This is a genomic window from Brevundimonas sp. (assembly GCF_035626975.1).
Taxonomy (GTDB): Bacteria; Pseudomonadota; Alphaproteobacteria; order Caulobacterales; family Caulobacteraceae; genus Brevundimonas.
The window spans coordinates 1-13,257 of record NZ_DASPMQ010000057.1; the positions used below are offsets into that span (position 1 = coordinate 1).

Genomic DNA, 13,257 nt, shown 5'->3' on the forward strand with positions numbered 1-13,257 from the left:
GAACCGGTAGCCCAGCCGGGCGAAGCCGGCCCAGCTGTCGTCGACCTCCAGATCGAAACCATAGGAGGTCTCGGCCTCGGCCGTGTGGTAGCCGACGTCAATCGCGCCGTACCAGCCGTTCGGATCGGCGGCCGCAGCGCCCGCGGACAGGGCCAGGGCCCCCGCGGCGCTGGACGCCAGAATGAATGTCTTAACGCGCATGGGTGGATGCCCTCCGCAGCCCAGGTGAATTTTCTCAAGGCGGCGCACGATCCGCCGCTCGCACCCTCATAACAGTCCCGCTGGCTCAGGTCGAGACGAAGAAGCCCCTAACAACAACAAGCGTGGCCATTGAGTGACAGACTCCTGTCCGGAAACGTACGCGCAGGTGCGTCAGGTCGGTTCCACCGCCTGAAACGGAAAAAGCGCCTCGCAAACAGCGAACTCCGCCGGCGTGTCGACGTCCCAGCCCCGCTCGACCGGCATGGAGTACGCCCGCACGCCTTTTGACTGGAAGGTGCGGTCGCGCATCAGGATCTCCGGTCGGCCCACATAGACCGCCCCGTTGATCACGACCGTCCGCTCGAGGTCGACGCCCCCCGGGGTATACCCCCCCGCCGCGTCGACACGGCCATAGAAGCTCGGCGGTTTCGGCAGGGGCGAGACGCCGATCACCGCCGGGGCGCCGGTCTCGTCACAAAGTCGGATGGCCTGGTCGATATCCGACGCCGTGCGCAGCGGCGAGGTGGGCTGCAGCAGGACCACATAGTCCCAGCGCCCGCCGACCTGATCCAGCGCGTGTTCGATGGCGTCGATGACCGAAGCCGTCGCGCCTGACAGATGGTCCGGCCGCATGAAGGGCGGCGGCCAGCCCATCTCCGCGGCGGTCTCGGCCACCGCCGGATCGTCCGTGGACACCACCAGATGATCGATCAGGACGGATCCACGCGCCGCCTCGAGGGTCCAGGCCACCATGGGCCGGCCGGCCAGCAGGCGGGCGTTCTTGGCGAGCAGTCTCTGCGAGCCCCCCCGGGCCGGCACGATCGCCAGAATTCTCCGATCGCCGATCATGCGCCGGAGGTCTCCGCGGTCGCGCGGACCGTCGCAGGTCCGCTCACGCCCACGATTCGTGCGCGAGCCACAGATCGTCGGTCGAACCCGACAGGACCAGACCAAACGGCCCGGTCGTCGAATGGCCCTCGAACGGGACGACGGACAGGGCGGGATTCGCGCTCCCCACTCCCCCATCCGGCAGGACCAACGCGGCGTCGTCAAGGACGGGCAGGACCTGGGCGTCGTCCCAGACGCCGAGCGGCAGGAAGGCGTCGTCCTCGGCCGAGGCCAGGATCAGCGGTCCGTCGTCGATCGCCCCGTCCTTGTCTTCGGGCGAGGTGGACAGGGCCACGGGCTCCTGGGGCTGGTCCTTTCCGGACAACAGGGGCGCCGGCGCCCCGCCCAACGGCTGGGTCGAACCGTCGCCAAAGCGCAGGGTTTCGACGTCCGTCGCCAGAATTGAACCGTCGCGGCCGGCTGTTCCGTCGATGATCCGCCAGCCGGCCCCCTCGGCCGTGATCGTATAGTCCGACGCCACGCCCTGGAGCACGACAATGTCGGTGCCCAGCCCGCCACGGATCTGGTCCGTCCCGCCGGCGCCGCGCAGGGTGTCGTTCCCGGCCCCGCCGATGATCAGGTTGTTCAGCGCATTGCCGTTGCCGGTGAAGTTCCCGGAGCCGCCGAAGACCAGGTTCTCGACGTTGGCGCCCAGCGTATAGCTGTTGATGCGGGCCTCGACGGTATCCGTGCCCTCGCCGACATTCTCGATGACGCTGTCGGCGGCCTGGAGGATGAAATAGTCGTTGCCCTGGCCGCCGAACACATTGTTGGCCGCGCCGCCCCCGCCCATGATGATGTCGTTGCCGCCCCCGCCGATCAGCGTGTCGCGCAGCAGGCCGCCCCGAATGGTGTTGGCCTCGGCGTTGCCGACGCCGGTGAAGGTTCCGCTTCCCGCATAGGTCAGGTTCTCGACATTGGCCGAAAGGTTGATCTGCACGGCCGTGGTGATGACCGTGTCGACACCCTCGCCGGCCAGTTCGTGGACGCTGTCGCCGCGCACATCGACGTAATAGGTGTCGTTGCCCAGGCCGCCCTGAAGCTGGTTGGCCACGCCCGCTCCGCCGTGGATCACGTCGTTGCCGCCCAGACCGATGAGGGTGTCGCGGCCGAGGCCGCCCGTCAGCACGTTGACGACGTTGTCGCCGATCAGGATGTCGTCGAAGGCCGATCCGGTCAGGTTCTCGATGCCGTTGAGCGTGTCGGAACCTCCGTCGCCGTCATTGACGGCCACGCCGGTGTTCAACTGGGCCCGCATGGCCGCGCCCGCGCCGCTGTAGTCGGCGGTGTCGATCCCGGTTCCGCCGATCAGCGTGTCGTCGCCTGCGCCACCCGACAGAATGTCGTCCCCGCCCGCACCGTCGAAGGTGAGGCTGAACGAGCCGTCGTCTCCGAGCGAGCCGACCGATAGCCGGTTGGCCGCGCTGTTGCCCGTGACGCTTCGCCCCCCGGCGCCGGCGCCTTCGACCACCACGTTTTCGACCCCGGAAAGGGAGACGGCCGTCGAACCGACCGTGCCCGCGCCCGTCGCCAGGTTCGCGGTGGCCGACGAGCCGCGCAGGACCGCCGTGTCGAGGCCGGCGGCGCCGGACACGACCATGGATGTCGCGGTGGCGGAACCGAGCACGACAAGGGTGTCGTCGCCGTCCTCGCCATACAGCTGATCGCCGGCGTCGCCTTCAAGGCTGTCGGCGCCGCCGCGGCCGTACAGGATATCGATACCGCCGCCGCCGATCAGGATGTCGCCCGCGGCGCCGCCGGTGAGGATGTCGTTGCCGCCGCGACCGTCGAAGGTGACCCCGAATGTTCCGTCGCCGAGAGCGCCGACCGACAGGGCGTTGGCCGATCCATTGCCGGAGACGGTGCGCATGCCCGCGCCCGCCCCTTCGACGACGACGTTCTCGACGCCCGAGGCCGAGATCGCGGTCGAACCCACGGTTCCGACGCCGCTGGCGAGATCCAGCTGGGCCGAGACGCCGCGCAGGATGGCGGTGTCGACGCCCGCGGCGCCGGCCACCATGATCGACGCCGCCGCGGCCGAGCCCACGGCGACGAGCGTATCGTTGCCGTCCTCGCCCCACAGCTGGTCGCCGGAATCGCCTTCCAGCCTGTCCGCTCCGATGCCGCCGAACAGCCGGTCCACGCCGCCGCCCGCCGTTATGAGGTCGTCGCCATCGCCGCCGTAGACCAGGTCGTCGCCGGCGAGCGCGTTGATGGTGTCATTGCCGCCGGCGCCCTGGATTTCATCGTTGAAGACCGTAGCGTTTATGGTGTCTGCATTGGCCGTGCCGCCGAAATACTGGCCGCCGCCCGCGCCGACGATCAGGGTCGCGTCGTCGAAGCGGAGCCGCTCGACCGTGGTCAGGGTGTCGGTCCCATCGGGGCCGGTCACTGTCGTCGTGCCGCCCGACGTCGTCACCACATAGCTTGTGCGCAGACCGGCGAAGACCGCCGTATCGACGCCCGCGCCGCCGCTGATGGTGTCATTCGCCCCGCCGCCGGTGATCACGTCGTCGCCGTCGAGGCCGTTTATGGTGTCGGCGTTGGCCGTGCCATTCAGGGCATCGGCGCCCGCCGTGCCATTGATGGCCCCGCCCAGCGGGGCCCCGGCGGCGTCGAACAGGCCGTCGGCGAACTGGAGGCGCTCGACATTGCTGATCGTGTCGGTTCCGTCGGGTCCGACCACCGTCGTGACACCCGAGTTGACGCTGACGGTATAGGCCGCGCGGTTGCCGCTGAAGACGGCCGTGTCGGTTCCGGTCCCGCCATCGAGGGTGTCGTTTTCGGCGCCGCCCGTCAGCTGGTCGTCGTCGTCGCCGCCGTTCAGGGTATCCCGGCCGACGCCGCCGTTGAGGGCGTCGGCTCCGGCGTCCCCGTTCATGGTCGCGCCGAGGAAGAGGAGCGGAACCACAGGCGCGCCCGGAACCGAGACGTGCAGGGTGTAGGTTCCGCCGGCTCCCGGCGCCGTGGTGACGAGGGTCGCGTCGGACCCCGACTGCCACTGTGAAACCTGCACGTAATATGTGCCCGCCGCCGCGAAGGTGTGGCTGACGTTCGAATCCGTCGCAGAGCCGCCGTCGTTGGCGGAATCGTCGTTCTGGGCCAGTTGGACCCCGTCCGCGTCAAAGACACGCAGCACGCTGTCGAAGCTGGCGTTGTCGATATCGAAGACGACCGTTTCGCCCGCCGCCACCGTGAAGGCGTAGTATTCCATGCCGCCATGGGCCGTCGCCAGGACCGTGGCGTGCGGAATGGTGGTGGAGTTGGCGACGTCGGCGCGGGTCCCGAGGTCGAACGCGCCGGCCAGCGACACAGCGGCGGCGATGCTCGCATTGGCCGTGCCCTGCGCCTTGACGATATCGGGCGCGCCGCCGCCTTCGCCCGGAGCGCCGGCGAACAGCTGGTCGGCCCCGCCGCCGCCGTTCATGGTGTCGATCCCGCCGCCGCCCCGCAGGATGTTGGCGGCGCCGTCGCCCGTCAGGGTGTCGGCATGGGCCGTACCGCGCACCTCCTCGATGCCGGTGAGGGTGTCGGCGCCGGCCCCGCCGCTGGCGGTTCCGGCCGTGAGATTGACCGTGACGCCCGCGCCGGCTCCGGAATAGTCGGCGATATCGGCGCCAGTTCCGCCGTTCAGCCCGTCATTTCCCAGGCCGCCGATGAGGAAGTCGTCGTCGTCCCCGCCGTTGAGGACGTCGTTGCCCGATCCGCCGTCCAGCGTATCGGCGCCGGCCAGACCGTTGACCGTGTCGGTCCCGCCAAGGCCGCCCATGGTGTCGGCGAAGCTCGTGCCGTTGATGGTCTCGTTGGTGATGTCGCCGGCGACCAGCAGCCCGCCCGTCGGCGCGGCCGCGATGGTCTGGTCCGAGAACTGGAGGAACTCGACGTTGCGGACGGTGGTGGTCCCGCCGGGGCCGGTCACCGTGCCGACCTGGCCGTTCCAGGTGACGGTGTAGCTGGCGCGTGTGCCGGAGAAGACCACCGTGTCCGAGCCGAGGCCGCCGTCGATGACATCGGCGCCGCCGTTGCCCGTGATCTGGTTGGCCGCCGAATTGCCCCTGATGGCGTCAGCGCCCATCCCGCCAATGACGTTCTCGATCACGACGCCGATGGCGATGGCGACATTGCCCAGCAACGAGCCGACGCTCGAGAAGGCGCCTTGCCGCAGGTCGATGGTCTGGGCGACGCTGTAGCCCGAGAAGTCGAAGGTATCGACGCCGCCGGCGTCCCAGACCGCGAAGATCAGGGCGCTGGCGCCGCTGCTGGCGCTGAACCAGGGCTGCCCGGCATTGGAGTTGAAGCCGTAGGTCGTGTTGCCCGTGCGGGTGGTCATGTTGGCGCCGTACAGGCGCTGGGCCGCGGCGATGTCGTCGAGCAGGGGAACCGCTGAATAGCGGGTGGCCCCGGCGCCGTTGGTGCGGAAATCACCGCCGGTGTTGAGCTCGCCGAAATAGCTCATCACCGTGTATTGGCGGGAATCCTCGAAATAGGTGGCGTTGGCGCCATAGGTGATGACGCCGTCGGCGCTGGCGTTGTAGCTCGACGGGTGGCTGAGGCCGATGGCGTGGCCGATCTCGTGCAGCAACACCTGGTGGCCATAGGCCTGCATCACCGGCGTCGAATTGTACGCCAGGGAGCTGTTGATCCAGACATCCCCCTGGACCGCATTGGAGCCGGTGGCGCCGGGCATGCCGCCGGGAAGATAGGCGAAGGCGGCCGCGCCGTCCTGGCCCTCCGCATAGTTGGCGAACAGGATCGTGGCGCTGTTGGAGTACTGGCTGCCAGGGTCGGTGACCCGGTTGAAGGTGATGTTGGCCACGTCCGACCAGGAGGCAAGCGCCAGTTCGGTGGCGGCGATCTGCGCGCTGTTGAACTGCGAGAATCCCGTGGTGTCGGTCGGCATCGTGGTGGCCGAGGCCCGGAACGCGTAGGTCACCACGGCGGCCTGGCCGAGATTCGAGGCCCAGCTGGTGTTGGACCGGGTGATCTGCGCGCCGGCGTCGAGCGTGCCCAGCGAGGGCTTTCCATTGGGGCCGAAGGAGCCGCGGTCATCGGCGTTCAGGATGACGCCCTGCCCGCCGCCGTCGGTGGAGTCCGTCGCGCCGTGGAAACGCCCGCAACAGCCGCAGATCTGGTAGCTGGCGACAGCGCCGAAGGACGGGTCCAGGGTCGGCTCGAGGCCGCCTGAATCAGCGCTCTCGCCGCGAGGCGACGAGCCCGAATCGAAGCTCCGCGAGAAGGAATCGAACATAAACTACGGCCCAACCGACGAAATCCAGTCGTCACCGTAACGCGGCTTCCCGAAACGACAAGCGTCGCCGGTTTCAACTCGCGGTGACCTCCGGCTCCGCCGCAAGCCGTGGTTGTTCGCTGATCAGCCGCCGCCCGTACGGTTGGTCGCCTTCCCGGTTCCCTCACAGACCGGACAGACCTCTCCCGACGGCAGGGCGCCAGCGCCCAGGCATTCCGGACAGAGGGTCGGATCCGGGTGCTGCAGCGAGGCCGGATCGGCCGGATCGGAGGGCGTCAGGTCCCGATCATCGATATCGTGTTCGTTCATCCAGGCGGAACGGGCGCGCGGAGCTCCGGTTTCATGATGACAGGACCCTGGCTTGGCTTTACGGACCCGCGGGTGATGGACGAGACAGAACGGCAATCCGAAGAGCGCGGCTGGGACACGGCGAAGACCCTGGCCGAGGCCTTGCCGTACATCCAGATCTACGACCGCAAGACGGTGGTGATCAAATACGGCGGCCACGCCATGGGTGAGAGCGCGGTGGCCAAACAGTTCGCCGCCGACGTTGTGCTGCTGAAACTGATGGGGGTGAACCCGGTCGTCGTCCACGGGGGCGGGCCGCAGATCAGCGCCATGCTTGAAAAGGCCGGCGTGAAATCGAGCTTCGTCGACGGGCTGCGGGTCACGGACTCCGACACCATGCAGGTGGCCGAAATGGTCCTGTCCGGCGCGGTCAACAAGGAAATCGCCCACTGGATCACCATGGCCGGGCGCAAGGCCGACGTGCGCGGCATCGGTCTGTCGGGCAAGGACGCCGGCCTGCTGACCGTAGAGAAGACCAAGCGCACCAGGCGCGACCCGGACAGTATGATCGAGCACGAGGTCGATCTCGGCTTCGTCGGCGAACCGACGAAGGTCGACCCCAAGCTGGTCGTTCGCCTGCTGGAATCCGACGCCGACTGGGTGCCCGTCATCGCCCCGATCGGGGTCACAGAGGACGGCCAGACCTTCAACGTCAACGCCGACACGGTCGCGGGGGCGCTGGCCGGGTCTTTGAACGCGAAGCGCATGCTGCTGCTAACCGACGTGGCGGGGGTCAAGGGCGCCGATGGCGAGATCATCCGCCAGATGACCGTCGGAGAGGCCTCGAGGCTGATCGAGGAGGGAGTCGCCACCGGCGGCATGATCCCCAAGCTGCAGACCGCGATCGCCGCGGTCCGGGATGGCGTCGAGGCCGTCGTCATCCTCGACGGACGGCGCCCGCACGCCATGCTGGTCGAGCTATTCACCGAGCATGGCGCCGGGACGCTGGTGAAGGCCGGGGAATGACCGCCGAGCCTATACATCCCACCGAGATCGGGGCCGATCTGCGCCATGTCCGCAGCTGGATCTTCGACCTCGACGACACCCTCTATCCGCCCGAGCGGCAAATCCTGAAGCGGGTAAGCGAGCGCATCGGCCAGTTCATGGTGCGCACCACCGGCCTGCCGCTGGACGAGGCGCGGGCGCTGCAGAAGCGTTATCTGATGGATCACGGGGCGGCGCTCGGCGGCCTGATGAAGGATTACACCATCGACCCGGAGCTGTTCCTGGCCGAGGTGCACGACGTGCCACTGGAGGACCTCCAGCCCGATATGGGACTGCGTGCGGGCCTGGAGCGGCTAAAGGGACCCCGCTACGTCTTCACCAACGGCTCCACCCTGCATGGCGAGCGGGTGCTGGAACAGCTGCGGATCAGCGACCTGTTCGACGGGCTGTTCGCGGTCGAGCACGCCCGGCTGGTGCCCAAGCCGCATCCCGACACCTTCGCCCTGATGCTGGACCGGTTCGGACTGGACCCGGCCACAGCCGCCTTCTTCGAGGACACCGCCCGCAATCTCGAGCACGCCAAGGAATTGGGCATGACCACGATCCTGGTCGGACCGCACGCCTTCGACGCCGAGGCCCCGTTCGTGGATCACCGGGCCGCGGCGCTGGGGCCCTTTCTCGCCACCGCCATCCTGCCGGGAGACCCGACATGACTGACCGCGCCCACCTGGAAGCCGTCATCGAAGCGGCCTGGGAGACCCGGGCTGAAGTCTCGGTCTCGACGCATGGCGAGGTGCGGAAGGCCGTCGAGCAGGCGCTGGACATGCTGGACGCAGGCGAGGCCCGGGTGGCGTCCCGCGACGCCGACGGCGTCTGGACCACGCACCAGTGGCTGAAGAAGGCGGTGCTGCTGTCGTTCCGCCTCAACCCGAACACCCGCATGGGCGCGCCGCTCGGGGCGACCATGGGCGTCAGCGATCCGAGCCCGGGCCCCTACTGGGACAAGGTCCCGGTCAAGTGGAGCCACTGGACCGAGACCCATTTCGAGCAGGCCGGCTTTCGCGCTGTGCCCGGGGCCGTGGCCCGGCGCGGCGCCTTCATCGGCCGGAATGTCGTGCTGATGCCCAGCTTCGTGAACATCGGCGCCTATGTTGACGAGGGATCGATGGTCGACGCCTGGGCCACGGTCGGCTCCTGCGCCCAGATCGGCAAGAACGTGCACCTGTCGGGCGGCGCGGGCATCGGCGGCGTGCTGGAGCCGCTTCAGGCCAATCCGACCATCATCGAGGACGGCTGCTTCATCGGCGCCCGGGCCGAGGTGGCGGAGGGCGTCATCGTCCGCGAAGGCGCGGTTCTGGCCATGGGCGTCTACCTGTCCGGTTCGACGAAGATCGTTGACCGCGCCACCGGCGAGGTCTTCCGCGGCGAGGTGCCGGCGTACAGCGTCGTCGTGCCGGGGTCGCTGCCCGACCCGAGCGGCGGCCCGTCTCTATATTGCGCCGTGATCGTCAAGCGGGTCGATGCGCAGACGCGGGCCAAGACGGGCGTGAACGAACTGCTGCGGGACTGATCTTTCCTGGTGGCTCTGCGCGCGTCAGCTCGCCTTCGCCAGCCGCACCAGCTTGCCGTTCGGGTCGTCGGTGATGGCCCAGACGGCGCCGTCCGGGCCGACCGCAACGTCCCGCACCCGTTCGCCAAGATCGGTCAGCAGCCGCTCCTCGCCGACGACGCGGTTCCCGTCCAGAACCAGCCGGGCGATATGCTTTTCCTTCAGGCCGGCGACCAGCAGGTTTCCGCGCCAGTCCGGGAACATGGCCCCGTCGTAGACGGTCATGCCGCCGGGCGCGATGACCGGGTCCCAGTAGTAGACCGGCTGCTCCAGCCCCTCGCGGGCGGTGATCCCTTCGTTGATCGGCGCGCCGCGATATTCGACGCCATAGGCGATGATCGGCCACCCGTAATTGATCCCGGCCCGGTCGAGATTGATCTCGTCGCCGCCGCGCGTGCCGTGCTCGACGGTCCAGACATCGCCGTTCGGGGCGATGGCGATCCCTTGCACGTTGCGGTGTCCCAGCGACCAGATTTCCGGCCGCGCTCCAGCCCGGCCAACGAACGGATTATCCGACGGAACCGAGCCGTCCGCGTTGATGCGGATGGTCTTGCCCATGTGCGAGCCGAGATCCTGCGCCTGGGGGCGCATCGGCGCATCTGAACGGTCGCCGAGGGTGATGAAGAGATGACCGCCGCCGTCAAACGCCAGCGATGAGCCGAAATGGGCCCCTCCGTCATAGGTCGGCAAGGCGCGGAAGATGACCTCCACGTTCTCGACCCGGGTTCCGTCGTCGGACAGCCGACCGCGGGCCACCGACGTGGCGTTGCCGCCCCCGCGCGGCTCGGCGTAGCTCCAGTAGATCAGGCGATCCTGCGCGAAGGTCGGACCGACGGCGACGTCGAGGAGCCCGCCCTGCCCCCGGGCATCGACCCGGGGCAGGCCGGCGATCGGCTCGCCCACCGCGCCTTCGGCGGAGACGATCCGCATCCGGCCGGGCCGCTCGGTGACCAGCCAGCGGCCGTCGGGCAGAAGCGCCAGTCCCCATGGATGCTCCAGCCCCGACGCAACCACCGCATGCGTCAGCGCCACCCCGGTGCGTACGCCCGGGGCGCGGGTCTGGCCGGGAAAGGCCGGCTGCTGGCCGGCCCCGTTGGGGGCCCGGCTCTCCACCGACGCGCCGCCGTCGACGACGGCCTGGTCCTGGCCGTCCGCCCGGCACGCGGCGGCGAAGGTGACGGCCGAGACGGCGACGGCGAGGACGAGCAGGCGCATGACGAATCCCTGTGCAACGATCGGCGGCGAAACGATGCGTGGAACCTTGGCGTTCCCCGGCCGGAGCGCAAGATCCCTCCGGCGCCCCGACCCGTCCGTCCCGACTTGAATCCGCCACCGCCCGCCTATATAGGCACGCCTCTTCCGGCGGACAGACCAGTTCCCGCCGGGACTCGAGCGATCGGGGCTGGGTAGCTCAGCTGGTTAGAGCGGTGGATTCATAACCCACAGGTCGGCGGTTCGAGCCCGCCTCCAGCCACCACCGGGAATATTCTGTAGTTTCAAGGAGCTAAGACACTCCACCCGGCATCAAGCGCACACCCACATTTGATTGCTGCGCCTTCTCCGGACCATCAGAACGTCCGCTATGGGTGGGAAGCGGACTCTAGTGAAGCGGCGTGATAGCTTGGCCTTATGAGGGGGTGCCATGCTGATATCGATACTTGTTTCACTGATGGTGATCGCAGGCACCGCTCAGGCCGATACGAATCCAAGGTTCGATTTGATCTGTGAGGGAACGCAGAGGCTGTCGAACCCGATGCTGGGAGTATTGAAAGAGTCACCTTGGTCGCAACGCATTGCGGTCGATATGGACCTGGAACTGTTCTGCAATGAGGGGTGCACGGCTCCCTCCAGGATCGCCAGAGTGACGGCCGACGCGATCCATTTTGCGATTTCGGAAAAGCCAGAAGTAGTGACAGTGGTCGCTGTAGCGGATGGCCAGTTCTATCACACCCAGATTGGTGAGGTGCAGGGCAACCGCTACGTCGAGACGATGGTTGGGTCGTGTCGCAAGGCGGACTTCACCCCCTTCCCTCAATCGTCATTCTGAGCGGATGCGCCGCTTTTAGAACGTGGAGCGGAGGAAAAGCTAAGGGCGGCATTGCCAGAGGTCCGCAATGGGTCGAATGCGGACAGCAAGTTGATGGCAGGAAGCAGACGCTACTCGGGCTCGAATGCCCCGGCGTCAAAGACCGTTTCGACCGCAAGGGTCGGAGCGAAGCATGTGTCTAGACAGGTGATGTGAGCGAACAAGTCCTGAGCGGTTGGGTCGCGCCCCATTCCCGCAAGCGTGAGACGGACACCCTGCTCATCTGGCCGATCAATCTGAGAGGCGCAGAAGCAGCACTGGTATTTCAGCATGGGAGCCTCGCGAGTTTGAGGTCACCCTCAGCCATGCCGCTAACGTCTGCAATGGGTCGGAGTGGACGTTCACCCTCCGTTAGCGGGACCCCGCCGCCGTTCCAATGTCGCCAGCAGACCTTCACTCAGTGTCCAGCCGCGCCTCGCGCGGGGGGAGTTCTCAAGGCTGTCAGCCTCGTCTAGTTTCCGGTGATGGGCGGACCCGACGTGCGAATCATTGTCCTGGCTTCGTCGGCATTGATGTTGGCGGCGTGCGACCCCTCCAACGGCCATGATGCGGAAGGACTCCGCGATCCGGAGATTGCGACGGCACGTCAGATCGAGCCTGATTCCATTGTGACTTTCCCCAAGGGACCAGTGGTGTGCCTCACCGAAGGGGCTCTAAGGGCAGCCTTTATCGACACGCTCGCAGGAAACGAGCCTGAGCTCGGGGCGCGGTTCGAGGGTGACGCCGAGTGCATCACGGTTGATCCGACTTCCCGGTACAAGGTCGTCGGCACAGATCAGCTGGGCCAGGAAATGCCTCAGGCCGCCATCCTCAAGGTCGTCGACGAAAGGGCGGCGGCGGAAGCTGAAGAGATGTTTGTGCTCGTCCTCGACAGTAGCTTCGTCAGAGTGGTGGAGCGGCCGGACCGCTGATCCCTGAGAAGCCCGGCGGCCCGTACCAACGATCGCCGTGGCCCCCCGCAAGCTCGCGCCCGTGAACGTAGAGCCTGCCGACATCGATGGTCGGCTTTGGCGCTCCTCTGACCACTCGGCAGCGGAGAACTGAGCGTCTGCAACGGGTCGGAAGCAGTTTTCTGCTCCCGGGCTACACCGCGACCTTCAGCAGCGGCGGCAAGGTGGGTCCACGGATGTAGCGCCCTCCAGCCACCATCGCCGCCTTCAGCGGGATTGGCAGGTCTGACGCACCCTGAGCGCCATCTGGCGTTCGCCGGCTTCGTTGGCCAAGGTGCGCGCCTCGCGGCACTTTCCCTGTTCGACGAGTTCGGCGACGCGCCGGGCCAGCTCCATCCGCTCGGCGCCGTACTCGGCCTCGGCCTCCTCGGGCGTCATCGAATTCTGGCGACGCATCTCCTCGCTTTCGAAGCGCCAGCTTTCCTGCTGCTGCGTCATCCGCCCGATGGGGCCGGGCGGCGGGCGGTTGGTCGGCTGGCCGGCGGATTGCGCCACCGCCACCGACGACAACGCCAGGGCGCTCACTAGGACGGCGACGCCTGCGGTTCCTGATTTCATGGTGTTGGTCCGCTCCCATCACGTGACGGCGCCGAGCTGTCCCGGCGCGGTTGTAAGTCAGACGGTAACACGCTGTTCGCGCACCGTCAGCCCCGGCAACCCCCGGCCCCTTCCCGCGTTCACGGCAAAGGTTCAACGCCGAAGGGGTCTTCCCATGCGCATCCATATCGCCGCCCTCGCCGCCGTCGCCACGCTCGCCCTGGGCGCCGCGGCCTGTTCAGAACCCGAGCAGGAGAAGGCCGAGGCCACGACCGAGGAAGCCGGCGCCTCGCTCAAGGAAGAGGCCGCCCAGGTCGGTTCGGCCATCGCCGCCGGCGCCGGCGAGGTGGCCCAGGAGGTCGATGAGGCCACGGACGAGCTGGCCAAGGAGGCCGAGGAGCAGAAGGTCGAGACCAAGACCGACGAGAAGGGCAATCAGCCCTGA

Annotated in this window: 11 protein-coding genes, 1 tRNA gene and 1 pseudogene; 7 read left to right on the plus strand and 6 right to left on the minus strand. The window is 67.8% G+C overall.

All coding sequences use genetic code 11. From position 1 onward, the window contains the following. The 4 genes and pseudogenes from VEB62_RS14780 to VEB62_RS14795 all read right to left on the minus strand — a co-directional run. Positions 1-201: pseudogene (locus VEB62_RS14780) on the minus strand (cell envelope biogenesis protein OmpA); the annotation flags it as partial. Between the two features lie 171 nt (positions 202-372). Further along, the gene (locus tag VEB62_RS14785; RefSeq protein ID WP_324801331.1) at positions 373-1,050 is read right to left on the minus strand and encodes an acylneuraminate cytidylyltransferase family protein; all 678 of its coding nucleotides are present in this window, start codon (positions 1,048-1,050) and stop codon (positions 373-375) included. 43 nt (positions 1,051-1,093) lie between these two features. Beyond that, positions 1,094-6,337: a M10 family metallopeptidase C-terminal domain-containing protein gene (locus VEB62_RS14790; protein ID WP_324801334.1), complete on the minus strand. Its 5,244-nt coding sequence runs from the start codon at positions 6,335-6,337 to the stop codon at positions 1,094-1,096. A 123-nt stretch (positions 6,338-6,460) separates the two neighbouring features. Beyond that, complete coding sequence (locus VEB62_RS14795) at positions 6,461-6,646, minus strand: hypothetical protein (RefSeq protein ID WP_324801337.1); 186 nt, start codon at positions 6,644-6,646, stop codon at positions 6,461-6,463. Positions 6,647-6,721: 75 nt separating this feature from the next. Between VEB62_RS14795 and argB the strand changes: the two genes are divergently transcribed. From argB to dapD, 3 genes are read left to right on the plus strand one after another with little or no spacing between them, the layout of a single operon-like run. Then, positions 6,722-7,651 carry an acetylglutamate kinase gene (gene argB, locus VEB62_RS14800; protein ID WP_324801425.1) on the plus strand — a complete coding sequence of 310 codons (930 nt, stop codon included), beginning with the start codon at positions 6,722-6,724 and terminating at the stop codon, positions 7,649-7,651. Continuing rightward, positions 7,648-8,343 carry a pyrimidine 5'-nucleotidase gene (locus tag VEB62_RS14805; RefSeq protein ID WP_324801340.1) on the plus strand — a complete coding sequence of 232 codons (696 nt, stop codon included), beginning with the start codon at positions 7,648-7,650 and terminating at the stop codon, positions 8,341-8,343. Before argB ends, VEB62_RS14805 begins: the two co-directional genes overlap by 4 nt. Further along, positions 8,340-9,200 carry a 2,3,4,5-tetrahydropyridine-2,6-dicarboxylate N-succinyltransferase gene (dapD, locus tag VEB62_RS14810; protein WP_324801343.1) on the plus strand — a complete coding sequence of 287 codons (861 nt, stop codon included), beginning with the start codon at positions 8,340-8,342 and terminating at the stop codon, positions 9,198-9,200. Before VEB62_RS14805 ends, dapD begins: the two co-directional genes overlap by 4 nt. 24 nt (positions 9,201-9,224) lie before the next feature. Here the strand turns inward: dapD and VEB62_RS14815 are convergent, their stop codons facing one another. Continuing rightward, complete coding sequence (locus VEB62_RS14815) at positions 9,225-10,454, minus strand: PQQ-dependent sugar dehydrogenase (protein WP_324801345.1); 1,230 nt, start codon at positions 10,452-10,454, stop codon at positions 9,225-9,227. A gap of 185 nt (positions 10,455-10,639) precedes the next feature. Between VEB62_RS14815 and VEB62_RS14820 the strand changes: the two genes are divergently transcribed. From VEB62_RS14820 to VEB62_RS14830, 3 genes are all read left to right on the plus strand, one after another. Further along, a tRNA-Met gene (locus VEB62_RS14820) sits at positions 10,640-10,716 on the plus strand. A gap of 165 nt (positions 10,717-10,881) precedes the next feature. Beyond that, positions 10,882-11,286: a hypothetical protein gene (locus VEB62_RS14825; protein WP_324801347.1), complete on the plus strand. Its 405-nt coding sequence runs from the start codon at positions 10,882-10,884 to the stop codon at positions 11,284-11,286. A gap of 503 nt (positions 11,287-11,789) precedes the next feature. Further along, positions 11,790-12,236 (plus strand): hypothetical protein, encoded by a 447-nt coding sequence (locus VEB62_RS14830; protein WP_324801350.1) that lies wholly within the window; start codon positions 11,790-11,792, stop codon positions 12,234-12,236. Positions 12,237-12,482: 246 nt separating this feature from the next. Here VEB62_RS14830 and VEB62_RS14835 read toward each other — a convergent pair whose 3' ends face one another. Next, positions 12,483-12,833, minus strand: a complete 351-nt coding sequence (locus VEB62_RS14835) for a hypothetical protein (RefSeq protein ID WP_324801352.1) — start codon at positions 12,831-12,833, stop codon at positions 12,483-12,485. A 154-nt stretch (positions 12,834-12,987) separates the two neighbouring features. On the opposite strand from VEB62_RS14835, the gene VEB62_RS14840 reads away from it, so the two are divergent. Then, positions 12,988-13,257 (plus strand): hypothetical protein, encoded by a 270-nt coding sequence (locus VEB62_RS14840; protein ID WP_324801354.1) that lies wholly within the window; start codon positions 12,988-12,990, stop codon positions 13,255-13,257.